General features: G+C 39.0%; 23 protein-coding genes and 2 other annotated features. All 23 genes read left to right on the plus strand.

Annotated elements, in window-relative coordinates; translation table 11 throughout:
- Window positions 1-31 precede the first annotated feature (31 nt).
- The 23 genes from gltX to B2R82_RS14720 all read left to right on the plus strand — a co-directional run bounded on the left by gltX (window position 32) and on the right by B2R82_RS14720 (window position 24,503).
- Window positions 32-1,492 carry a glutamate--tRNA ligase gene (gene gltX, locus B2R82_RS14610; protein WP_286925549.1) on the plus strand — a complete coding sequence of 487 codons (1,461 nt, stop codon included), beginning with the start codon at window positions 32-34 and terminating at the stop codon, window positions 1,490-1,492.
- Window positions 1,493-1,542: 50 nt separating this feature from the next.
- Window positions 1,543-1,765 (plus strand) — a binding site (T-box leader).
- A 172-nt stretch (window positions 1,766-1,937) separates the two neighbouring features.
- Window positions 1,938-2,588 (plus strand): serine O-acetyltransferase EpsC, encoded by a 651-nt coding sequence (gene epsC / locus B2R82_RS14615; protein WP_286925550.1) that lies wholly within the window; start codon window positions 1,938-1,940, stop codon window positions 2,586-2,588.
- The gene (gene cysS / locus B2R82_RS14620) at window positions 2,585-3,985 is read left to right on the plus strand and encodes a cysteine--tRNA ligase (protein ID WP_283870083.1); all 1,401 of its coding nucleotides are present in this window, start codon (window positions 2,585-2,587) and stop codon (window positions 3,983-3,985) included. Before epsC ends, cysS begins: the two co-directional genes overlap by 4 nt.
- A gap of 5 nt (window positions 3,986-3,990) precedes the next feature.
- A complete protein-coding gene (locus B2R82_RS14625) occupies window positions 3,991-4,410 on the plus strand; it encodes a Mini-ribonuclease 3 (RefSeq protein WP_286925551.1) in 420 nt (139 codons plus the stop codon).
- Window positions 4,410-5,162 carry a 23S rRNA (guanosine(2251)-2'-O)-methyltransferase RlmB gene (gene rlmB / locus B2R82_RS14630; protein WP_286925552.1) on the plus strand — a complete coding sequence of 251 codons (753 nt, stop codon included), beginning with the start codon at window positions 4,410-4,412 and terminating at the stop codon, window positions 5,160-5,162. Before B2R82_RS14625 ends, rlmB begins: the two co-directional genes overlap by 1 nt.
- A 2-nt stretch (window positions 5,163-5,164) precedes the next feature.
- Window positions 5,165-5,677, plus strand: a complete 513-nt coding sequence (locus B2R82_RS14635) for an NYN domain-containing protein (RefSeq protein ID WP_286925553.1) — start codon at window positions 5,165-5,167, stop codon at window positions 5,675-5,677.
- A gap of 68 nt (window positions 5,678-5,745) precedes the next feature.
- Complete coding sequence (sigH, locus tag B2R82_RS14640) at window positions 5,746-6,393, plus strand: RNA polymerase sporulation sigma factor SigH (protein ID WP_286925554.1); 648 nt, start codon at window positions 5,746-5,748, stop codon at window positions 6,391-6,393.
- Window positions 6,394-6,469: 76 nt separating this feature from the next.
- Window positions 6,470-6,616, plus strand: a complete 147-nt coding sequence (rpmG, locus tag B2R82_RS14645) for a 50S ribosomal protein L33 (protein ID WP_286925555.1) — start codon at window positions 6,470-6,472, stop codon at window positions 6,614-6,616.
- Between the two features lie 48 nt (window positions 6,617-6,664).
- Entirely contained in the window at window positions 6,665-6,850 is a 186-nt protein-coding gene (gene secE, locus B2R82_RS14650) for a preprotein translocase subunit SecE (protein ID WP_054771416.1), read from the plus strand.
- Between the two features lie 323 nt (window positions 6,851-7,173).
- Window positions 7,174-7,707 carry a transcription termination/antitermination protein NusG gene (gene nusG / locus B2R82_RS14655; RefSeq protein WP_286925556.1) on the plus strand — a complete coding sequence of 178 codons (534 nt, stop codon included), beginning with the start codon at window positions 7,174-7,176 and terminating at the stop codon, window positions 7,705-7,707.
- Between the two features lie 233 nt (window positions 7,708-7,940).
- Complete coding sequence (gene rplK, locus B2R82_RS14660) at window positions 7,941-8,366, plus strand: 50S ribosomal protein L11 (protein WP_004233593.1); 426 nt, start codon at window positions 7,941-7,943, stop codon at window positions 8,364-8,366.
- A gap of 116 nt (window positions 8,367-8,482) precedes the next feature.
- On the plus strand, window positions 8,483-9,181 hold the full coding sequence (gene rplA / locus B2R82_RS14665; RefSeq protein WP_286925558.1) for a 50S ribosomal protein L1: 699 nt from the start codon (window positions 8,483-8,485) through the stop codon (window positions 9,179-9,181).
- 51 nt (window positions 9,182-9,232) lie between these two features.
- Window positions 9,233-9,378, plus strand: a sequence feature (ribosomal protein L10 leader region).
- Between the two features lie 32 nt (window positions 9,379-9,410).
- On the plus strand, window positions 9,411-9,911 hold the full coding sequence (gene rplJ / locus B2R82_RS14670) for a 50S ribosomal protein L10 (RefSeq protein WP_286925559.1): 501 nt from the start codon (window positions 9,411-9,413) through the stop codon (window positions 9,909-9,911).
- A gap of 72 nt (window positions 9,912-9,983) precedes the next feature.
- Window positions 9,984-10,346 (plus strand): 50S ribosomal protein L7/L12, encoded by a 363-nt coding sequence (rplL, locus tag B2R82_RS14675; RefSeq protein WP_054771419.1) that lies wholly within the window; start codon window positions 9,984-9,986, stop codon window positions 10,344-10,346.
- A 77-nt stretch (window positions 10,347-10,423) separates the two neighbouring features.
- On the plus strand, window positions 10,424-11,026 hold the full coding sequence (locus B2R82_RS14680) for a class I SAM-dependent methyltransferase (protein WP_286925560.1): 603 nt from the start codon (window positions 10,424-10,426) through the stop codon (window positions 11,024-11,026).
- A 242-nt stretch (window positions 11,027-11,268) separates the two neighbouring features.
- Window positions 11,269-14,844: a DNA-directed RNA polymerase subunit beta gene (gene rpoB, locus B2R82_RS14685; protein WP_286925561.1), complete on the plus strand. Its 3,576-nt coding sequence runs from the start codon at window positions 11,269-11,271 to the stop codon at window positions 14,842-14,844.
- Window positions 14,845-15,046: 202 nt separating this feature from the next.
- On the plus strand, window positions 15,047-18,733 hold the full coding sequence (gene rpoC / locus B2R82_RS14690; protein WP_286925562.1) for a DNA-directed RNA polymerase subunit beta': 3,687 nt from the start codon (window positions 15,047-15,049) through the stop codon (window positions 18,731-18,733).
- 135 nt (window positions 18,734-18,868) lie between these two features.
- Window positions 18,869-19,117, plus strand: coding sequence for a 50S ribosomal protein L7ae-like protein (locus B2R82_RS14695; protein ID WP_054771420.1), 249 nt, complete (start codon window positions 18,869-18,871; stop codon window positions 19,115-19,117).
- 98 nt (window positions 19,118-19,215) lie between these two features.
- Window positions 19,216-19,635, plus strand: a complete 420-nt coding sequence (rpsL, locus tag B2R82_RS14700) for a 30S ribosomal protein S12 (protein ID WP_004233609.1) — start codon at window positions 19,216-19,218, stop codon at window positions 19,633-19,635.
- 44 nt (window positions 19,636-19,679) lie between these two features.
- Entirely contained in the window at window positions 19,680-20,150 is a 471-nt protein-coding gene (gene rpsG, locus B2R82_RS14705; protein WP_286925563.1) for a 30S ribosomal protein S7, read from the plus strand.
- Between the two features lie 42 nt (window positions 20,151-20,192).
- Entirely contained in the window at window positions 20,193-22,271 is a 2,079-nt protein-coding gene (gene fusA / locus B2R82_RS14710; protein WP_286925564.1) for an elongation factor G, read from the plus strand.
- A gap of 135 nt (window positions 22,272-22,406) precedes the next feature.
- Complete coding sequence (gene tuf / locus B2R82_RS14715; RefSeq protein WP_283870073.1) at window positions 22,407-23,594, plus strand: elongation factor Tu; 1,188 nt, start codon at window positions 22,407-22,409, stop codon at window positions 23,592-23,594.
- Between the two features lie 219 nt (window positions 23,595-23,813).
- On the plus strand, window positions 23,814-24,503 hold the full coding sequence (locus B2R82_RS14720) for a response regulator transcription factor (protein WP_286925565.1): 690 nt from the start codon (window positions 23,814-23,816) through the stop codon (window positions 24,501-24,503).
- Window positions 24,504-24,509 lie beyond the last annotated feature (6 nt).

Genomic DNA, 24,509 nt, shown 5'->3' on the forward strand with positions numbered 1-24,509 from the left:
TTTTGATCGAAAATTTAGGAGGCTTTTAATTATGGCGAAAGAAGTTCGTGTTCGTTACGCGCCATCCCCTACTGGTTACTTACATATCGGTGGAGCGCGTACAGCGTTATTCAATTATTTATATGCAAAACATCATAACGGTAAATTTATCGTACGTATTGAGGATACAGATATTGAGCGTAATGTAGAGGGCGGAGAAGCATCTCAGCTAGATAACCTAAAATGGTTAGGTATTGAATACGATGAATCCATTGATATCGGTGGACCATATGCGCCTTATCGTCAAATGGAGCGTCTTGATATTTATAAAGAGCATGCGGAAAAGCTTTTAGAGCAGGGTGTAGCCTATAAATGCTTCTGTTCTTCTGAGAAATTAGAGGCATCCCGTGAAGAGCAAAAGGCACGAGGAGTAGCTGCTCCAACGTATGATGGGACTTGTCGTCATTTATCAGCAGAGGAAGTTGCTGCTAAAGAGGCTGCTGGTGAATCCTATACAATTCGTATGCGCGTACCTGAAAATGTAACATATGAATTTGAGGACTTAGTGCGTGGACAAGTTACATTTGAATCAAAAGATATCGGTGACTGGGTAATTGTTAAAGCAAATGGTATTCCAACTTATAACTATGCTGTAGTGCTTGATGACCACTTTATGGAAATCTCCCATGTTTTCCGTGGCGAAGAGCATTTATCTAACACACCAAAACAAATGATGATTTTTGATGCATTTGGCTGGGAGTATCCACGCTTTGGTCATATGACATTAATCATTAATGAAAATCGCAAAAAATTATCAAAACGCGATGAATCCATTATTCAATTCGTAACGCAATATAAAGATTTAGGCTACCTTCCTGAGGCAATGTTCAATTTCTTTGCATTACTTGGCTGGTCTCCAGAAGGGGAAGAAGAGATTTTCTCCAAGGAAGAATTTATTAAAATCTTTGATGAGAAACGCCTATCAAAATCACCGTCTATGTTTGATAAGCAAAAACTTACATGGATGAACAACCAATACATTAAAAAGTTATCTTTAGAAGAAGTAGTGGCATTATCTTTACCACACTTACAAAAAGCAGGTCTATTACCAGAAGAGCTGACTCCAGAACAACATGCATGGGCAACAGATTTAATTGCACTGTATCATGACCAAATGAGCTTTGGTGCTGAAATAGTAGATTTATCTAGCCTATTCTTTAACGATCATATTGAATATGATGAAGAAGCAAAAGCTGTTTTAGCAGGTGAGCAAGTACCTGAGGTCATGGCAGCATTTAAGAAACAGCTTGAAGAGTTAGAAGAATTTACACCAGATGCAGTAAAAGCAGCTATTAAAGCCGTGCAAAAAGCGACAGGTCATAAAGGTAAAAATTTATTTATGCCAATTCGTGTTGTCACTACTGGAGAAACACATGGCCCAGAGCTTCCGAATGCCATTTGTTTAATTGGTAAAGAAAAAGCAATTGACCGCGTAGAAAAATTTGCGCAATAAATAGAATTTTATTGACAATTTATTAGTTCGTTGTAAAATGAATTTACATTGAGAAAGCGTTGATAAGGAGAAGTAAGTGGCGCATGCTCTAAAGAGAGGACCATCACCGGCTGAAAGTGGTCTGAGCCTAGGCAAAACTGAAATGCACCTTTGAGCATAGGGCTGAACAAATAGTAGGCTTTATCGATTCGTTCCCGTTACAGGACGTCCAGAGTGGAGGGCTTTGCCTTCAATCAGAGTGGAACCGCGCGTTTTAAATTTAGCGTCTCTGTCATTCCTTTTTGGGAATGATGGGGACGTTTTTTTATATAAAATTCGTTCTGCTACTAGCAACTCTGGAAAGCAATCAACGTCAGCACAGTATTTCAAAGTCCAAGGATGCAGTTGATTATTGTGAAAATTTCAAAGGATCAAGGCAGATCAAAAAGAAAAGGGGGAGTTTTTTGTGTTTAAAAGAATGAAGGAAGATGTAGAAACCATTTTTGAAAATGATCCAGCTGCGCGCAGTGTGCTTGAAGTTGTACTAACATATTCGGGACTGCACGCCACTTGGGCACATCGAGTTGCTCACTGGTTCTTTAAAAAGCGTTTTTATTTTATAGCCCGTACCATTTCACAAATTAGTCGCTTCTTTACTGGAATTGAAATTCATCCTGGAGCGAAGATTGGTCGACGTTTCTTTATTGACCATGGGATGGGCGTTGTGATTGGTGAAACATGTGAAATTGGTGATAATGTAACCTTATATCAAGGTGTGACTTTAGGCGGTACAGGTAAAGAAAAAGGAAAACGCCATCCGACATTAGAGGATAATGTACTTGTAGCAACTGGCGCAAAAGTATTAGGCTCCATTACAATTGGTGAGAATAGTAAAATAGGCGCAGGCTCAGTTGTTTTAAAAGAAGTGCCACCAAATGCTACAGTTGTCGGTATACCTGGTAAAATAGTGATTAAGGATGGAATTCGTCTAGAGAAAAAACTAGACCATCAAAATATACCTGACCCAGTAGAAGAACGTTGTCAAGTTTTCGAGAAGCAGATTGCTACATTGCAACAGGAGATCGAACGCTTACAAAAGGAGAGAGAAACACAATGAGTATTCAAATCTTTAACTCATTAACACGACAAAAGGAACCTTTCGTACCACTAGAAGAAGGCAAAGTGAAAATGTACGTTTGTGGTCCTACAGTTTATAACTATATTCATATTGGAAATTCACGACCTGTAATTGTTTATGATACAGTACGCCGTTATTTTCAGTATAAAGGGTATGATGTGAAATTTGTCTCAAATTTCACAGATGTAGATGACAAAATTATAAAAGCAGCTAACGAGCTTGGTGAAGAAGTTCATGAATTAACAGAGCGCTTTATTAACGCGTATTTTGAAGATGTTACAGCATTAGGCTGTAAAAAAGCTGATGTACATCCACGCGTTACAGAGCATATGGACGATATCATTGAATTCATTCAAGTGTTAATGGATAAGGGTTATGCCTATGAATCTGCTGGTGATGTTTACTATCGGACGCGTAAATTTAATGGATATGGTAAATTATCACATCAATCAGTGGATGATTTAAAAATCGGTGCTCGTATTGAAGCTGGTGAGAAGAAAGATGATGCATTAGATTTTGCTTTATGGAAAGCTGCTAAACCGGGTGAAATTTTCTGGGAGAGTCCATGGGGGAAAGGTCGTCCTGGTTGGCATATTGAATGCTCTGTAATGGCGCGGGAGCATCTAGGAGATACCATTGATATTCATGCTGGTGGGCAAGATTTAACATTCCCACATCATGAAAATGAAATTGCACAATCTGAAGCTCATAATGATAAAACATTTGCGCGTTATTGGATGCACAATGGGTATATTAATATTGACAATGAAAAGATGTCTAAATCTCTAGGGAATTTTATACTTGTCAATGATATCCGCAAACAAATTGATCCACAAATTTTAAGATTCTTTATGCTTTCTGTGCATTATCGTCACCCAATCAACTTTTCAAAAGATTTAGTGGATGCAGCCGCAACGGGATTAGAACGAATCCTAACTGCTTACAATAATATCAAACATCGTTTAACAGCTACTGCTAGCTTAGGTGATCATTCGGAACAATGGCTTGAAAAAATTGAGGAACAAAAAGCTCATTTTGAAGAAGCGATGGACGATGATTTTAATACAGCTAATGGTATTTCAGTATTGTTTGAATTAGCTCGCATTGCTAATATTTATTTAAATGAAACAAACACTAATGAGAAAGTATTATCGCATTTTATGGAAACTTTTGAGGCGTTAGGTGACGTCTTAGGTATTGAATTTGCTAAAGAAGAAGAGCTATTGGATGAAGAAATAGAAGCCCTTTTACAAGAGCGTGTAGAGGCACGTAAAAACCGTGATTTTGCTCGTTCAGATGAAATTCGTGACCATTTGCAAGCGCAAGGTATCATTTTAGAAGATACGCGACAAGGAACTAGATGGAAACGAGGGTAAGTAACTTGGATAAACTCCGTAAAGAAGATGTTAAACAATTGAATGCGCTAGCGTTAGCTTATATGGGAGATGCTGTTTTAGAACAAAAGGTACGAGAGTATTTACTACGTGCTGGTCGTGTCAAACCAAACACGCTTCATAGGGAAGCTACACATTATGTGTCAGCAAAAGCACAATCTAAGATTGTTCATCGGATGATAGAGGAAAGCTTTTTAACAGAGGAGGAATTGGCTGTGTTCCGTCGTGGGCGCAATGCCAAATCCGGCTCTGTGCCAAAAAATACAGATGTGCAGACTTATCGAAATAGCTCAGGTTTTGAGGCAGTGCTTGGAAGTTTGTATTTGTTAAATGAACTAGAGCGCGTTTATGAAATCATTGCATACGCTATTCAAATAATCGAGGAATCGAAAGGAGTGTCGCAATAATGGCAGAGCAAAATGGTGAAATAATTGCCGGTAAAAACCCAGTGTTAGAAGCACTTCGTTCAGGCCGTGATATGAATAAAGTATGGATTGCAGAAGGTGTGAAAAAATCAGGTGTAAATGAATTACTTGATTTAGCACGCGAACGTGGTGTCATTGTTCAATTTGTTCCGAAAAAAAAGGTTGATCAATTATCAAATGCAAATCATCAAGGAATTGTTGCCTCTGTTGCAGCATATAAATATGCAGAGTTAGAGGATTTATTTGCAGCAGCAGCGAAAAAACAGGAGGATCCATTTTTCTTAATATTAGATGAGCTGGAGGATCCTCATAATCTAGGTTCTATTATGCGAACTGCAGATGCGATAGGAGCACATGGAATCATAATACCAAAGCGCCGTTCAGTAAGCTTAACCGCAGTAGTGGCAAAGGCTTCAACAGGAGCTATTGAGCATGTACCTGTAGTACGTGTGAATAATCTTGCTCATACAGTCGATGAACTTAAAGAACGAGGTGTATGGATAGCTGGTACAGATGCAAAGGGTTCTGCAGACTATCGAAAAATGGATGCTACATTACCACTTGCAATTATTATTGGTAGTGAGGGCAAAGGAATGGGCCGTCTACTAAAAGAGAAATGTGACTTTTTGTACCATTTACCAATGGTAGGGCATGTCACATCACTAAATGCATCAGTAGCTGCTGCACTCTTAATGTACGAAGTGTACCGTAAACGTCAAGAAGCGATTGAGTAGGCATGAAAAACATTTTGCTTGTTGACGGTTATAATATGATTGGGGCTTGGAAAGAGCTGCGGCCATTACGTGACGCGAAATTTGAAGATGCACGTAGAAGATTGATTGAGTTGATGGCCGAATATAAGGCAGCAATGGGATGGCGTGTCATTATCGTTTTTGACGCACATCTTGTACCAGGTGTGGAGCAATCTTATTTAGAAAATGATGTCGAAATCATTTATACACGGAAAAACGAGACAGCAGATGAACGTATTGAAAAAATGACACATGAACTAAAAGCTAGAAATGTTCAAATCTATGTAGCAACTTCTGATATGGCGGAGCAAAGCGTTATTTTTGGTAATGGCGCTTTACGAAAATCCGCAAGAGAGCTTGAGATTGATATGGGTATAATCCAACAAAAAATTTCACATGATGTGAAGCGGAAACAAGATAGCAAACCGCCTTCTCGTATAGAATTAAAGCCAGATGTTGCGTTAGCTTTTGAAAAATGGCGACGTGGCTTGAAATGATTGATTGACGCATATTTTCCAATTCCGTTATACTGTTCCTAATTATCTGTTGTGGCTGAGGTGATACCATGTTTAAAAATAGCATTGTACAAGTGACACAAGATTTTGAACGATTCAATGATGAAGAACTTATTGAAATGGTGCATCAAGGTAATACAGATGCGTTAGATTATTTAATTACGAAATACCGTTTGTTAGTAAGAGCGAAGGCAAGATCTTATTTTTTAATTGGAGCAGATAAGGAAGACATTGTGCAAGAAGGTATGATTGGCTTGTATAAAGCGATACGAGATTTTAAAGGAGACAAGCTAGCTTCTTTTAGAGCATTTGCTGAGCTGTGTATTACAAGGCAAATTATTACAGCTATTAAAACTGCAACTAGACAAAAGCATATTCCACTTAATTCTTATGTATCCTTGGACAAGCCAATTTTTGATGAAGAATCAGATCGTACGTTAATGGATGTGTTAACAGGCGCTATTATGGATGATCCGGAAGAATTAATGATTCATAGAGAAGAGTTCGGCTATCTAGAAGAAAAGATGAGTGAGATTTTAAGTGAACTAGAGCTACAAGTACTAGCCTTATACTTAGATGGACAATCTTATCATGAGATTTCGGCCAAATTAAATCGCCATGTGAAGTCCATTGACAATGCACTGCAAAGAGTAAAGCGTAAATTAGAGAGGCATTTAGTCCTTGAGGAAATGTCCTAACGATTGCATACCTTTGTTGACATTGACAATTTTAGGTGTTAGTCTTTAAAAGACAAAGTGCCGAAAAGGTGATTATATGGCAAAAAAAGTCGTGTTAAATTGTGAAAAATGCGGGTCGAGAAATTACGCGTTCCCAGCAAAAGAAGGCTCAACTGTACGCCTCGAATTAAAGAAATTTTGCTCGCATTGCAATGAACATACAGTGCATAAACAAACGCTATAAAGTAATTTGTAAATAGACAGATATGATTGATTCGGAGGTTAGGCTAGAATGGGCAAGATTAAAGACTTTTTCAGCAATGTAATGTCGGAAATGCGCAAAACAAGCTGGCCAAAAAGTAAAGAACTGACGAAATATACAGTCGTTGTAATTTCAACTGTTGTAATTATGGCTTTATTTTTTGTGTTAGTAGACTTAGGTATTTCATCATTATTCCGCTGGTACTTAGAGTTATAATTTAGTAAATAGCATGTTAATACTTCTGAAAATGCCCGTCCTTTGCAATAACGGGTTTTTTCGTTTGTTTTATCTTCATTCAGCAGAAAATTCCATCTTAATGAATGAGTGATTTGAGTGAAGTGAATGGCAGTAAGATATTCTCATTTTGATAAGTATATTAGTAGCAATAGATGACTATGCTAGTTTCTGTACATATCATCGGGCTTTCTTAAGTAGGTAAAACTATGTCTACATGAGATGTTTGTGAAAAGGGTAAGCATATCGCGATTCATTTTCACTTTTATTTGTAAGGGAGGGACGGACGAGGAGTCCTAGTAATTATGGAGAAAAATTGGTATGTTGTTCATACGTATTCAGGGTATGAAAATCGTGTAAAAGCAAACCTAGAAAAACGTGTTGAAACAATGGGGATGCAAGATAAGATTTTCCGTGTAATCGTGCCTGAACACGAGGAAACAGAAATGAAGGATGGAAAAAAACGTACAATGATGCGTAAAGTCTTCCCTGGTTATGTATTAGTAGAACTAATTATGACAGATGACTCTTGGTATGTTGTGCGTAACACACCAGGTGTAACAGGCTTTATCGGTTCATCAGGCGGGGGTGCAAAACCAACACCTTTATTACCAGAAGAAGCAGATCGCCTGCTACAACAAATGGGTATGTCTGACAAAGTTGTAGAAATAGATATTTCAGTGGGAGAGGCTGTCGAAGTACTGGAAGGGCCTTTTGCACACTTCCAAGGACGTGTAGAAGAAATTGACACTGAAAAAGGAAAAGTGAAAGTGTCTGTTGATATGTTTGGTCGTGAAACAATTATGGAACTTAACTTTGAACAAATACAGAAAATATAAATGTGAGAAACTGCATTGTAAAATAAATGCTTAGATGTATGTTTCGCAGATTTTGTAAATTACTACTTGCTTAAAAAAACTAAAAGTGGTATCATTTCATAGGTCAGACTGTCATACTTTAGTTTGACGTCTGCAATGATAATTTTAATGTTATCGGCACTTAGCTGACAGACAGATATTGAGTGGGAGGGGCAACCCAATTACCACATCACGGACTTAAGGAGGTGTGTCTCGTGGCTAAAAAAGTTATTAAAGTTGTAAAACTTCAAATCCCTGCTGGTAAAGCAAATCCAGCTCCACCGGTTGGTCCTGCATTAGGTCAAGCAGGTGTGAATATCATGGGATTCTGTAAAGAATTCAATGCGCGTACGGCTGATCAAGCTGGTCTTATTATTCCAGTTGAAATTTCAGTATTTGAAGACCGTTCTTTCACTTTCATTACAAAAACTCCACCTGCAGCAGTTCTACTTAAAGTAGCAGCTGGTATCCAATCTGGATCTGGTGAACCAAACCGTAAAAAAGTGGCAACGGTTAAACGTGATAAAGTTCGCGAAATCGCTGAAACTAAAATGCCAGACCTTAACGCTGCTTCAGTAGAAGCTGCTATGTTAATGGTTGAAGGTACTGCACGAAGCATGGGAATTGTTATCGAAGACTAATCCCTGTTACTTGATGTTTTGTTTTTTGGAAGGTTGCGAAGTTTCTTTGTGAACGCGCAACCTTTATTCGTGGGAGGTAAAATCCGCTACAACCACAATCAAGGAGGAATTATATAATGGCTAAAAAAGGTAAAAAACTGCAAGATGCAGCAAAATTAATCGATCGTAACACACTTTACAACGCTCAAGAGGCAATTGAACTTGCTCAAAAAACTAGCACAGTAAACTTCGACGCTACTGTAGAAGTTGCTTTCCGTCTAGGTATTGATACTCGTAAAAACGACCAACAAATCCGTGGTGCAGTAGTGCTTCCAAACGGTACTGGTAAAACTCAACGCGTATTAGTATTCGCGAAAGGTGAAAAACTTAAAGAAGCTGAAGCAGCTGGCGCTGACTATGTAGGTGATGCAGAGTACATCCAAAAAATCCAACAAGGTTGGTTTGATTTCGATGTAATCGTAGCAACTCCTGACATGATGGGTGAAGTTGGTAAACTTGGTCGTGTTTTAGGACCTAAAGGCTTAATGCCAAACCCTAAAACTGGTACAGTTACTTTTGATGTAACAAAAGCTATCGAAGAAATCAAAGCTGGTAAAGTAGAATACCGCGCAGATAAAGCTGGTATCATCCACGCTCCTATCGGTAAAGTTTCTTTCTCAGCAGAAAAATTAGTAGAAAACTTCTTAGCTGTTTTTGATGTAGTGCAAAAAGCAAAACCTGCAGCAGCTAAAGGTACTTACATGAAATCTGTAAACGTTACAACTACAATGGGTCCAGCTGTTAAAATTGATGCTTCTAATGTAGTAGTAAAATAATTTATATATATGTTGACAACAGTAATTATATATGATAATATGGTTGCTGTTGTGAATTATCCATTTGTACCGTAGACAGTAGGAGTGACTTGTCACTTAATGTTCCTACCGAGGACATCGGAATTCAGATTCTTATTTAAAGATGATGACTTTCAGCCTCTGTGTCTATTTGACCCAGAGGCTTTTCTTTTGTCGGTATAAATGACCCATTCTAATAGGAGGTGTCATCATGAACAAAGCAATCGAAAACAAACAAGTACAAGTTCAAGAGATTACTGAAAAGTTCCAAAACGCTGCTTCTGTAGTAGTTGTGGATTACCGTGGTCTTAATGTTGCGCAAGTGACAGAGCTTCGTAAACAACTTCGTGAAGCTGGCGTTGAGTTCAAAGTATACAAAAATACATTAACTCGTCGTGCTACTGAAGCTGCTGGTCTTGGAGGAATCAATGACGTATTAGTTGGTCCTAACGCAATTGCGTTCTCAAATGAGGATGTTGTAGCGCCTGCTAAAATCATCAATGAGTTCGCTAAGAAAAATGAAGCTTTAGAAATTAAAGCAGGTATTATTGAAGGAACTGTTTCTTCAGTTGAAGATGTTAAAGCACTTGCAGAACTTCCATCACGCGAAGGTCTACTTTCTATGCTTTTATCTGTACTTCAAGCTCCAGTGCGTAACTTCGCACTTGCAACAAAAGCTGTTGCAGAACAAAAAGAAGAACAAGGCGCGTAATTTCATACGCACTATAACTTCTGCGGCCTGATCGCAAACAATAAAACATTATCCAATTAGGAGGAAATTATAATGAATAAAGAGCAAATCTTAGAAGCTATCAAAGCTATGACAGTTCTTGAATTAAACGATTTAGTAAAAGCTATCGAAGAAGAATTCGGTGTAACAGCTGCTGCTCCTGTAGCAGTAGTTGCTGGTGGTGCTGCTGGCGCTGCTGAAGAAAAAACTGAGTTTGACGTAGTATTAGCATCTGCTGGTGCAGAAAAAATTAAAGTAATCAAAGTGGTTCGTGAAATCACTGGTTTAGGTCTTAAAGAAGCTAAAGAAGTAGTAGATAACGCTCCTAAAGCTCTTAAAGAAGGCGTATCTAAAGATGAAGCTGAAGAAATCAAAGCTAAACTTGAAGAAGTTGGCGCATCTGTAGAAGTTAAGTAATCTCGCGTTACTTTTTAACAAAAGGAAAGCTCGTCATTTTGGCGAGCTTTTTTTCTTCATTCTGAGGAGGCGTGAAAATGGCAGATCACTATTATACAAATAAGCCTCAAGCTGAGAGTAAACCTCGTCACTGGACATTCAAATTATTGGGGCATTCGTTTTCATTTGAGACAGATGCGGGTGTTTTTAGTAAAAGCGAAGTAGATTTTGGATCCCGTGTGTTAATAGATGCTTTTCAGATGCCTGATATTGATGGTGCAATTTTTGATGTGGGATGTGGGTATGGACCAATCGGGTTATCGATTGCCAAAACAAATCCAGGTCGTACTGTTTTTATGATGGATATAAATGAACGTGCGGTTGCACTCTCACAAAAAAATGCGCAAGTAAACGGTGTTCAAAATGTACGGATATTTGTGAGTGACGGACTATCGATGGTTGACAAGGATGTAAAAGCCGCAGCTATTTTAACCAATCCTCCAATTCGCGCTGGAAAAGAAACAATTTTCCGTTTTTACGATGGAGCTTATGATAAGTTAGTGTCATCTGGTGAGCTGTGGGTAGTAATTCAAAAAAAGCAAGGTGCACCATCAACGGTTAGTTATTTAGAAGAAAAATTTTCTGAAGTCGAAGTTGTGGAAAAGAAAAAAGGTTACTGGATCGTACGTGCAAAAAAATAAATGAAATATGTATAAAATATTGACTTGACAAATCGGCTATGATAATATGATACAATGCAAAAATATTATTTTGAGGTCGTGTGCCCTTTTTGTATAGGTTTGTTTTAATATGGGTATACTTGCCAAGATAAGTTTAGTTAACCGAAAATGAGATCTTTTTGAAGACTCGTTTTCTTTTTGTCTTTCGAAATCATACACTATTTGTATGATTTTGCAAAGACCTAATATCGCTTTATTGAGGGGTGAATGAGTTGACAGGTCAACTAGTTCAGTATGGACAACACCGCCAGCGTAGAAGCTTTGCGCGTATTAAAGAGGTGCTTGAGCTTCCAAATCTGATTGAGATTCAAACGGCGTCTTACGAGTGGTTCCTTGAAGAAGGTTTACGTGAAATGTTCCGTGACATTTCGCCGATCGAGGACTTTACAGGCAATCTTTCATTAGAATTCATCGATTATTCATTAGGTGATCCTAAGTATGATGTCGATGAGTGTAAAGAGCGAGATGTTACTTACGCAGCTCCATTACGTGTGAAGGTACGTCTTTACAACAAAGAAACAGACGAAGTGAAAGAGCAAGATGTATTCATGGGTGATTTCCCATTAATGACTGAAACAGGTACGTTCATTATCAATGGTGCTGAACGTGTTATCGTTTCACAATTAGTTCGTTCACCAAGTGTGTATTTCCATGATAAAACTGATAAAAATGGTAAAAAAGGTTTTGGAGCTACAGTTATTCCGAACCGCGGGGCGTGGTTAGAATATGAAACTGATGCAAAGGATGTAGTGTATGTACGTATAGATCGTACTCGTAAGCTACCAGTAACAGTGTTGCTTCGTGCATTAGGCTTTGGTTCAGACCAAGAAATTATCGATATTATTGGTGATAACGAGTATTTACGTAATACGTTAGAAAAGGATAACTCTGAAAGTACTGAAAAAGCACTTTTAGAAATCTATGAACGTTTACGTCCAGGTGAGCCACCAACAGTTGAAAGTGCGAAGAGCTTATTATACTCTCGTTTCTTTGATGCAAAACGCTATGATTTAGCGAATGTTGGTCGCTATAAAATGAATAAAAAGCTTCATATCAAAAATCGTTTATTTAATCAAACGATTGCTGAAACGCTTGTAGACCCAGAAACAGGCGAAATTTTAGTAGAGAAGGGTACAGTTCTTGATCGTCGTACGTTAGATAAAATCTTGCCTTTCCTTGAGGATTCATCTAAAGGTATTGGGTATCGTACTTTATCACAAGTTGGTGGAGTGCTTGAAGATGATGTAACTATCCAATCTATTAAAATCTATGCACCAAAAGATGAAGCACAAAAAGAAATCAATATTATTGGTAATGCGTATATTGATGAGGAAGTGAAAAATATCACGCCTGCTGATGTATTATCTTCTGTAAGTTACTTCTTTAACTTACTGTATCATGTAGGAGCAACAGACGATATTGACCACTTAGGTAACCGTCGTCTGCGTTCAGTTGGCGAGCTATTACAAAATCAATTCCGGATCGGTTTATCTCGTATGGAGCGTGTGGTACGAGAGCGTATGTCCATTAACGATACAGCTGCTATTGTGCCACAGCAATTAATAAATATTCGTCCAGTAATTGCGTCTATTAAAGAGTTCTTCGGTAGCTCTCAATTATCACAATTTATGGACCAAACAAACCCATTAGCAGAGTTAACACATAAACGCCGTCTTTCAGCATTAGGGCCTGGTGGTTTAACACGTGAGCGTGCAGGGTTCGAAGTACGTGACGTTCACTACTCTCACTATGGTCGTATGTGTCCAATTGAAACGCCAGAGGGACCAAACATTGGTTTAATCAACTCATTATCTTCATTTGCTAAAGTAAATAAATTTGGATTCATTGAAACACCTTACCGTCGTATTGACCATGAAACAGGTAAAGTGACGGATCAAATTGATTACTTAACTGCTGATGAAGAAGATAACTACTATGTAGCACAAGCGAATTCACCATTAAATCCTGATGGTACTTTTGCGAATGACGAAGTAGTAGGACGTTTCCGTGGAGATAATACAGTATTCAATAAATCACAAATGGACTACATGGACGTATCTCCTAAACAGGTAGTTTCAGCTGCGACTGCATGTATCCCGTTCTTAGAGAATGATGACTCGAACCGTGCACTTATGGGTGCCAACATGCAACGTCAAGCTGTACCTCTATTAAATCCAGAGGCGCCATTTGTTGGTACTGGTATGGAGCATGTAGATGCCCGTGATTCAGGTGCGGCTGTCGTAGCGAAATATGACGGTATCGTTGAGCATGTTGAAGCTCGATCTATCCATGTACGCCGAATCGAAGTCATTGACGGTAAAGAAGTTAAAGGTGATTTAACAAAATATAAATTACAAAAATTTATTCGTTCAAACCAAGGTACTTCATACAACCAGCGTCCACTTGTAAAAGTTGGCGAACGTGTGAAGCCTCGTGATATTTTAGCTGATGGTCCATCGATGGAAAAAGGTGAGCTTGCTCTTGGTCGTAACGTGCTTGTTGCGTTTATGACATGGAATGGCTTTAACTATGAGGATGCTGTTATTATGAGCGAACGCCTTGTAAAAGACGATGTTTATACTTCTGTTCATATCGAAGAATATGAATCAGAGTCTCGTGATACAAAATTAGGACCAGAAGAAATCACACGTGATATTCCAAACGTTGGAGAAGATGCGCTTCGTAACTTAGACGAACGCGGAATCATCCGCATCGGTGCTGAGGTACGTGATGGTGATATTCTTGTTGGTAAAGTAACGCCTAAAGGGGTTACAGAATTAACAGCAGAAGAACGCTTATTACATGCAATCTTCGGCGAGAAAGCGCGTGAAGTTCGCGATACTTCATTACGTGTGCCACATGGTGCAGGCGGTATTATTCTTGATGTGAAGGTATTTAATCGTGAAGATGGCGATGAATTACCACCAGGTGTTAACCAATTAGTTCGTGCTTACATTGTTCAAAAACGTAAAATACGTGTTGGGGATAAAATGGCCGGACGTCACGGTAACAAAGGGGTTATCTCTCGTATCTTACCAGAAGAGGATATGCCATTCATGCCAGACGGAACGCCTGTCGATATTATGTTAAATCCACTTGGTGTACCATCTCGTATGAATATCGGACAAGTTTTAGAACTTCACTTAGGTATGGCTTCTCGTTATCTAGGCGTTCACATGGCAACGCCAGTATTTGATGGTGCCAACGAGGAAGATGTTTGGGAAACAATGGAAGAAGCTGGTATGAACCGTGATGGTAAAACAATCCTGTATGATGGACGTTCAGGTGAACCATTCGATAACCGTGTATCAGTAGGTATCATGTATATGATTAAACTTGCTCACATGGTTGATGATAAACTTCACGCACGTTCAACAGGTCCTTATTCACTTGTTACGCAACAACCACTTGGTGGTAAAGCACAGTTCGGTGGACAACGTTTTGGTGAGATGGAAGTATGGGCACTTGAAGCATACGGTGCTGCTTACACACTTCAAGAAATCTTAACAGTTAAATCCGATGATGTTGTTGGTCGTGTGAAAACATACGAAGCAATCGTTAAGGGTGAAAGTGTACCAGAGCCAGGCGTTCCTGAATCATTCAAAGTATTGATTAAAGAACTTCAATCTCTTGGTATGGATGTAAAAATGTTAACAGTCAATGATGAAGAAGTAGAGCTTCGTGATTTAGACGAGGAAGATGATCTTCAACCAGCTGACGCACTTAACATTGCTCCACAGCCAGATACAGAAGAAGAGCCAGTAGAGTCTTTTGAATAATGGAAAACCAAATTCACAGTTGTGAATAGGTCAAACTTATTTTTCAAATTAGCCGGGCAGGATTTAACGCCCTGTCCGGCTTTTCTTTTCAATAATTTATTCTATTTTAATCTTTTGCCAAAGAGACATGAATCTTGCAAACGATTATCGAGCTGCGTAAAAGAGTCTTTATAAAGACCTATACTAGAGGGAGGTAGGCTCCTTGATAGACGTTAATGAATTTGAATATATGAAAATTGGTTTAGCTTCTCCTGACAAGATTCGCTCTTGGTCATACGGTGAAGTAAAAAAACCAGAAACAATTAACTATCGTACATTAAAACCAGAAAAAGATGGTTTATTCTGTGAGCGTATTTTCGGTCCAACAAAGGACTGGGAATGTCATTGTGGTAAGTACAAACGTGTACGCTATAAAGGCGTAGTTTGTGATCGTTGTGGTGTTGAGGTAACACGCGCTAAAGTACGCCGTGAACGTATGGGCCACATCGAATTAGCGGCACCAGTTTCTCATATCTGGTACTTCAAAGGTATTCCTAGCCGTATGGGTCTTATTTTAGATATGTCCCCACGTGCACTAGAAGAAGTAATTTACTTTGCATCTTACGTAGTAATCGAACCAGGTGCTACAAACTTAGAAAGTAAGCAACTACTTTCTGAAAAAGAGTACCGTGCATATCGCGAAAAATTCGGTAACACATTCGAGGCATCTATGGGTGCAGAAGCAATTAAAAAGTTATTAGGTAAAATTGATCTTGAAGATGAAACTCAATCTTTAAAAGAAGAGTTGAAATCTGCACAAGGTCAACGTCGCACGCGTGCCATCAAACGTCTAGAAGTTGTTGAATCTTTCCGTAACTCAGGTAACTCACCTGAATGGATGATTTTAGATGTACTACCTGTCATTCCACCAGAGCTTCGTCCAATGGTGCAATTAGATGGTGGTCGATTCGCTACTTCTGACTTAAACGATTTATATCGTCGTGTAATCAACCGTAACAACCGTTTAAAACGTTTACTAGACCTTGGTGCTCCAAGCATCATCGTACAAAATGAAAAACGTATGTTACAAGAAGCTGTTGATGCTTTAATTGATAACGGTCGTCGTGGTCGTCCTGTAACAGGTCCGGGTAATCGTCCGTTAAAATCACTTTCACATATGTTGAAAGGTAAACAAGGTCGTTTCCGTCAAAACTTACTTGGTAAACGTGTTGACTACTCTGGTCGTTCTGTTATCGTAGTAGGTCCAAACTTAAAAATGTACCAATGTGGTCTACCAAAAGAAATGGCTATTGAGTTATTCAAGCCATTTGTTATGAAAGAATTAGTTGAACGTGGTCTTGCTCATAATATTAAATCTGCTAAACGTAAAATCGAACGTTTAAACAATGACGTATGGGACGTTTTAGAAGATGTCATTCGTGAGCATCCAGTACTACTAAACCGTGCACCAACACTTCACCGTCTTGGTATTCAAGCATTCGAACCAACATTAGTTGAAGGCCGTGCTATTCGTCTTCATCCATTGGTATGTACAGCTTACAACGCTGACTTCGATGGTGACCAAATGGCGGTTCACGTACCATTATCGGCAGAAGCACAAGCAGAAGCGCGTCTATTAATGCTTGCTGCACAAAATATCCTGAACCCGAAAGACGGGAAACCAGTTGTAACACCTTCTCAAGATATGGTATTAGGAAACTATTATTTAACACTTGAGCGTGAAGATGCTCGAGGAGAAGGCTCTGTTTTCTATGGTCCAAACGAAGTGTTAATTGCATATGATACAGGTCATGTTCACTTGCATACTCGTATTGCCATTAAAGCAAGTTCGTTAAACAACCCAAGATTTACAGAAGAACAAAATAATAAGTTCTTATTAACAACTGTTGGGAAAGTAATCTTTAACGAAATTTTACCTAAATCATTCCCGTATATTAATGAGCCAACTGATTTCAACTTAGAGCAAGAAACACCAGACAAATTCTTTGTTAACTTAACAATTGATGAAGAAACGTTAAAAGAGCTTGAGGCAGATGCTGCTTATAATGCACTTGATGAAAAAGGCAAAATTAATGCACAACGTACCGCTGTACTACGCAAATACTTTGCATCAGTACCAGTTGTGAACCCGTTCCGTAAAAAATTCTTAGGAAATATCATTGCCGAAGTGTTTAAACGTTTCCACATTACAGAAACATCTAAAATGCTTGACCGCATGAAAAACCTAGGATTTAAATATTCAACACGCGCGGGTATTACAGTTGGTGTTTCTGACATTGTCGTATTACCAGATAAAGGTGAAATTTTAGCAGAGGCTCAAGAAAAAGTGGATAAAGTTCAGGCGCAATTCCGTCGTGGTTTCATTACGGAAGATGAGCGTTATGACCGCGTTATCTCAAGCTGGAGTGCAGCGAAAGATGAAATTCAATCGAAGCTGATGAAATCTCTTGAGAAAACAAATCCAATCTTTATGATGTCTGATTCAGGTGCCCGTGGTAATGCCTCTAACTTTACACAATTAGCAGGTATGCGTGGTCTGATGGCCAACCCGGCTGGTCGTATCATTGAACTTCCAATCAAATCTTCATTCCGTGAAGGTTTAACCGTATTAGAGTACTTCATTTCGACGCATGGTGCGCGTAAAGGCCTTGCCGATACAGCCCTAAAAACTGCCGATTCAGGTTACTTAACACGTCGTCTTGTTGACGTTGCACAGGATGTTATTGTGCGTGAAGATGACTGTGGTACTGACCGTGGTTTAACAATTGGTGCATTAATGGAAGGCACTGAACTAATCGAGGCTCTAGATGAACGTATTGTTGGTCGTCATACGAAGAAAACAATTCTACACCCTGAAACTGGTGAAGTTATTTTAGAAAAAGACGGCTTAATTGACCAAGATATTGCTCGTGTAATTATCGAGGCTGGTATCGAGGAAGTAACTATCCGTTCAGCGTTCACATGTAATACAAAACATGGCGTATGTAAAAAATGTTACGGCATGAACTTAGCAACAGGTGAAAAGGTTGAGGTTGGAGAGGCAGTTGGTATTATTGCTGCTCAATCAATCGGTGAACCAGGTACACAGTTAACAATGCGTACATTCCATACAGGTGGGGTTGCCGGAGACGATATTACACAAGGTCTTCCACGTATCCAAGAAATCTTTGAAGCACGTAATCCAAAAGGTCAATCTGTTATTTCAGAGATCGCAGGTACTGTTTCAGATATCACAGAAATCCGTGAAGGCTTAAAAGAAATTACTATTCAAGGTGACGTAGAAACTCGTAAGTATCAAGCACCTTATAATGCGCGTCTAAAAGTTATCGAAGGTGATAATGTAGAGCGTGGTCAAGTTTTAACAGAGGGTTCTATCGATCCAAAACAATTATTAAAAGTAAAAGACGTTTCGACAGTTCAAGAATACCTATTAAAAGAAGTACAAAAAGTATACCGTATGCAAGGGGTAGAAATTGGTGATAAACACATCGAGGTAATGGTTCGCCAAATGCTTCGTAAAGTCCGTGTAATCGAAGCTGGAGATACAGATTTATTACCAGGTTCATTACTAGATATCCACCAATTTGCAGAGGCAAATGCAGATGCTGTTATGAATGGCAAAAATCCTGCAACTTGTCGACCTGTTATCCTGGGTATTACAAAAGCTTCTCTTGAAACAGAGTCATTCTTATCTGCAGCATCATTCCAAGAAACAACTCGTGTGTTAACAGATGCAGCAATTAAAGGTAAACGTGACGAGCTTCTTGGATTAAAAGAGAACGTAATTATCGGTAAACTTGTTCCTGCAGGTACTGGTATGCAACGTTACCGTCAAATCCGCATCGAAAAAGATGAGCTTGACTCGGAAGATTTAGTTTCTGCTGAATAATCATTAAATAAGTTCCGAAGAGATGAGTTTTATGTCTCTTCGGACTTTTTCAAGATATTAGTTGACAGCCGAAATTGATAATGATAATATATTGAAGGTTGATAGTTAACTGTCTGTACTTCGGAGGATATGAAAATGTCTTATGATAAAGTAAGGGCTAGTCAAACAATCATAGGTACAAAGCAAGCAGTGAAAGCAATGCAAGCTGGTTCAGTGAAAGAACTCTTTGTGGCACTTGATGCAGACAATTGGGTAACCGATTCGGCCATATCTTTCGCGAGAGAAATCGGGATACCAATCATTCTTGTTGAGTCCAAAAAGGAATTGGGCAAGGCCTGTGGAATCCATGTTGGAGCTGCGGTAGTTGCGATTGCTGTAGAGTAGTTTTTGTGTTTGAAACACAAAGACTTTGTTTTTACCCAAAAAATGAACCACCTGGATGTGTGGTATTGAAAAAGAAGAAATGAAGGGAGGAAAAATCGATGCCTACAATTAACCAATTGGTACGTAAGCCTCGTAAATCTAAAATCACGAAATCAAACTCACCAGCGTTAAACAAAGGTTATAACTCATTTAAAAAATCTTTAACTGATGTTAAATCTCCTCAAAAACGTGGTGTTTGTACTCGTGTAGGTACAATGACGCCTAAAAAACCTAACTCAGCGTTACGTAAATACGCTCGTGTACGTTTAACTAACCAAATCGAGGTTACAGCGTACATTCCTGGTGAAGGCCACAACTTACAAGAGCACAGTGTTGTTCTTATCCGTGGCGGTCGTGTAAAAGACTTACCGGGTGTTCGTTACCATATCGTTCGTGGTGCTCTTGATACTGCTGGTGTAAACGGTCGTATGCAATCACGTTCTCTATACGGTACAAAACGCCCTAAAGAAAAAAAATAATTTAAAATCTATAAGTTATTCACTCAATGAAAGGAGGAAAACACATGCCTCGTAAAGGTCCTGTTTCCAAACGTGACGTGTTACCAGATCCAATTTATAATTCAAAACTAGTAACTCGTTTAATCAACAAAATGATGATTGATGGTAAAAGAGGTACTTCTCAAAAGATTTTATACGGTGCGTTCGAGCTAGTTAAAGAACGTTCTGGTCAAAATCCAATCGAAGTATTCGAAGCTGCTCTAAACAACGTAATGCCTGTTCTTGAAGTACGCGCTCGCCGTGTTGGTGGTTCTAACTACCAAGTGCCAGTAGAAGTACGCCCAGAACGTCGTACGACTTTAGGTCTTCGTTACCTAGTTAACTATTCTCGCCTTCGCGGAGAAAAAACAATGGAAGAGCGTCTAGCTAACGAAATTCTTGATGCTTCTAACAACACTGGTGCATCAGTTAAAAAACGTGAAGATATGCACAAAATGGCAGAAGCGAACAAAGCATTCGCTCACTACCGTTGGTAATCTAAACATCGCATAAGCCCAATATGGAAGGAGAAATACCTAATGAAACGCGAATTCTCTCTAGAGAATACACGTAATATTGGGATCATGGCTCACATTGATGCTGGTAAAACAACAACAACTGAGCGTATCCTTTATTACACAGGTAAGATTCACAAAATTGGTGAAACTCACGAAGGCGCTTCTCAAATGGACTGGATGGAACAAGAGCAAGAACGTGGTATTACAATCACTTCTGCTGCAACAACAGCTCAATGGGACGGCCACCGTGTAAATATCATCGATACTCCTGGACACGTAGACTTCACAGTAGAAGTTGAACGTTCACTACGCGTACTTGATGGTGCGGTAACAGTACTTGATGCTCAATCTGGTGTTGAACCTCAAACTGAAACTGTATGGCGTCAAGCTACAACATACGGTGTACCACGTATCGTATTCATCAACAAAATGGATAAAATGGGTGCTGACTTCCTTTACTCTGTAGGTACTTTACATGAGCGTCTACAAGCAAATGCACATCCAATTCAATTACCAATCGGTGCTGAAGATCAATTCTCTGCAATCATTGACTTAATTGAAATGAACGCTACTTTCTATGGAAACGACCAAGGTACAGATGTATCTGTAGGCGAAATTCCAGAAGAGTATAAAGCACAAGCTGAAGAATACCGTGAAAAATTAATCGAAGCAGTTGCTGAAGTTAATGAAGATATCATGGAAAAATACTTCGCTGGTGAAGAAATTTCTAAAGAAGAGCTTAAAGCGGCTATTCGTCAAGCAACAATTAACGTTGAATTCTACCCAGTTATCTGTGGTACAGCGTTCAAACACAAAGGTGTTCGTAAAATGCTTGATGCGGTAATCGATTACTTACCAGCTCCAACAGATGTACCTGCTATCAATGGTACTTTACCAGATTCTGATGAAGAAGTTGTACGTCATTCTTCAGACGAAGAACCATTCTCGGCTCTTGCGTTTAAAGTTATGACAGACCCATTCGTAGGTAAATTAACATTCTTCCGTGTGTACTCTGGTATTTTACAATCAGGTTCATATGTACAAAACTCTACGAAAGGTAAACGTGAACGTGTAGGTCGTATCCTACAAATGCACGCTAACTCTCGTGAAGAGATTTCTCAAGTGTTCGCAGGGGATATCGCAGCAGCGGTAGGTCTTAAAGATACTACTACTGGTGATACATTATGTGACGAGAAAAACCTAGTTATTCTTGAATCAATGGAATTCCCAGAGCCAGTTATCTCTCTTTCTGTAGAACCAAAATCAAAAGCAGACCAAGATAAAATGGGTCAAGCTTTACAAAAACTACAAGAAGAAGATCCAACTTTCCGTGCTCATACTGACCAAGAAACAGGTCAAACAATCATCTCTGGTATGGGTGAACTTCACCTTGATATCTTAGTTGACCGTATGCGCCGTGAATTTAAAGTAGAAGCTAACGTTGGTGCTCCACAGGTATCTTACCGTGAAACATTCCGTGGCTCTGCTCAAGTTGAAGGTAAATTCGTCCGCCAATCTGGTGGTCGTGGTCAATTTGGTCACGTTTGGATTGAATTCTCTCCAAATGAAGAAGGAAAAGGCTTTGAATTTGAAAATGCTATCGTTGGTGGTGTAGTTCCACGTGAATACATTCCTGCTGTAGAAGCTGGTCTTAAAGACGCTTTACAAAACGGTGTACTTGCTGGTTACCCATTAATCGACATCAAAGCGAAATTATTCGATGGTTCATACCATGATGTTGACTCTAACGAAATGGCATTCAAAATTGCTGCATCTATGGCTCTTAAAAACGCGGTTTCTAAATGTAGCCCAGTTTTACTTGAACCAATGATGAAAGTTGAAGTTGTAATTCCAGAGGAATACCTTGGTGATATCATGGGTAACATTACTTCTCGCCGTGGTCGCGTAGAGGGTATGGAAGCTCGCGGTAACGCTCAAGTTGTTCGTGCGATGGTTCCACTTTCAGAAATGTTTGGATATGCAACAACTTTACGTTCTGCAACGCAAGGTCGTGGTGTATTCTCAATGGTATTCGATCACTATGAAGAAGTACCAAAATCAATCTCTGAAGAAATCATCAAAAAAAATAAAGGTGAATAATTGAATTTTCATCTTGCATAAAGTATAACTAATTTGTAAGCTATGATTGCAGGATAGGGGATGGGCCCGTTCTCTATTAGCATTCATTCTATAAATTTAAAAATAAAACATATAATTTTGAGGAGGCAATCTCTAATGGCTAAAGAAAAATTTGACCGTTCTAAAACGCATGCTAACATTGGTACAATCGGACACGTTGACCATGGTAAAACTACTTTAACTGCTGCTATCGCTACAGTTCTTTCTAAAAAAATGGGTGGTACAGCTAAATCTTATGCTGACATCGATAACGCTCCAGAAGAAAAAGAGCGTGGTATTACAATCAATACTTCTCACGTAGAATATGAAACAGAAACTCGTCACTATGCACACGTTGACTGCCCAGGACACGCTGACTATGTTAAAAACATGATCACTGGCGCTGCACAAATGGATGGCGGTATCTTAGTAGTATCTGCTGCGGATGGCCCAATGCCACAAACTCGTGAGCACATTCTTTTATCTCGTCAAGTAGGTGTTCCATACTTAGTAGTATTCATGAACAAATGTGATATGGTTGATGACGAAGAATTATTAGAATTAGTAGAAATGGAAATCCGTGATCTACTATCTGAATATGACTTCCCAGGTGATGATATTCCTGTAATCAAAGGTTCTGCTCTTAAAGCTCTTGAAGGTGAACCAGAATGGGAAGAAAAAATCGTTGAATTAATGGATGCTGTAGATTCTTACATCCCAACTCCAGAACGTCAAACTGACAAACCATTCATGATGCCAGTAGAGGACGTATTCTCTATCACTGGTCGTGGTACAGTTGCAACTGGCCGTGTTGAACGTGGTCAAGTTAAAGTTGGTGACGTAGTTGAAATCATCGGTATCGCTGAAGAAGCTAAATCTACTACTGTAACTGGTGTAGAAATGTTCCGTAAATTATTAGACTATGCTGAAGCTGGTGACAACATCGGTGCACTTCTTCGTGGTGTTTCTCGTGATGAAATCCAACGTGGTCAAGTATTAGCTAAACCAGGTTCAATCACTCCACACACTAACTTCAAAGCAGAAGTTTACGTTTTATCAAAAGAAGAGGGTGGCCGTCATACTCCATTCTTCTCTAACTACCGTCCTCAGTTCTACTTCCGTACAACTGACGTAACAGGTATCTGTAACTTACCAGAAGGCGTTGAAATGGTAATGCCTGGCGATAACATCGAAATGACAGTAGAACTTATCGCTCCAATCGCTCTTGAAGAAGGTACTAAATTCTCTATCCGTGAGGGTGGCCGTACTGTAGGCGCTGGTGTAGTTTCTTCTATCCAAAAATAATTTTAGCGCATGCTAATTTTCAAAACCAATCTGTGGGGACGCCTGCAGATTGGTTTTTTATGTTAATATTAGAGTAATAAATTTAAATTAGATTATTATATGTTCACTTACTGTGACTAATGACAAATTGTACTATTTAAGTTAAAGGATTAATTAGTATTTTCAAGCTTGCGGCGGTAAAAGCAAGATATCCTACTTGTTAAAAAGGAGTGCTTCAATATGGAATTGAAGATATTATTGATAGAGGATGATCCATCGATTTTTGAAATGATTCAGACAAGATTTACCCAATGGTCTTTACAAGTGGTTGGCCCTAAAAATTTTCAAAAGGTGATGGATGATTTTATAGAGGAAAAACCCCATCTAGTCATAATTGATATACAATTACCAGCCTATGATGGTTTTCATTGGTGTCGTGAAATTCGTCATATTTCAAAGGTCCCAATCCTCTTTCTATCGTCACGAGACCACCCGATGGATATGGTCATGTCAATGCAAATGGGTGCCGATGATTTTGTACAAAAGCCTTTCCATATGGAAGTATTACTAGCTAAGGTTCAAGCTATTTTACGACGTACATACGATTATATAGAAGAATCTTTGGATGTTACACGCTTCAATGGTGCGGTTATTGACTATGCTAGAAGTGAAATTATGTATCATGGTAATCTCGCCTCTTTAACTAAAAATGAACTCTTTATTTTACGTATTTTAGTGGAAAAGACGAATCAAATTGTTTCTAGAGATGATTTGATGAGAAAGTTATGGGATGATGAGCGCTTTGTTAATGATAACACTTTGTCTGTAAATGTTAATCGGTTACGCACGAAGCTTGAGGATATAGGTTTACAGGATGTTATTTTAACCAAAAAGGGACTTGGTTATATTGCAGTCACACAAGGGACGTGAAGCACA

The sequence above is a fragment of the Lysinibacillus sp. UBA6686 genome (genome assembly GCF_002455205.1).
GTDB classification, from domain to species: domain Bacteria; phylum Bacillota; class Bacilli; order Bacillales_A; family Planococcaceae; genus Lysinibacillus; species Lysinibacillus pakistanensis.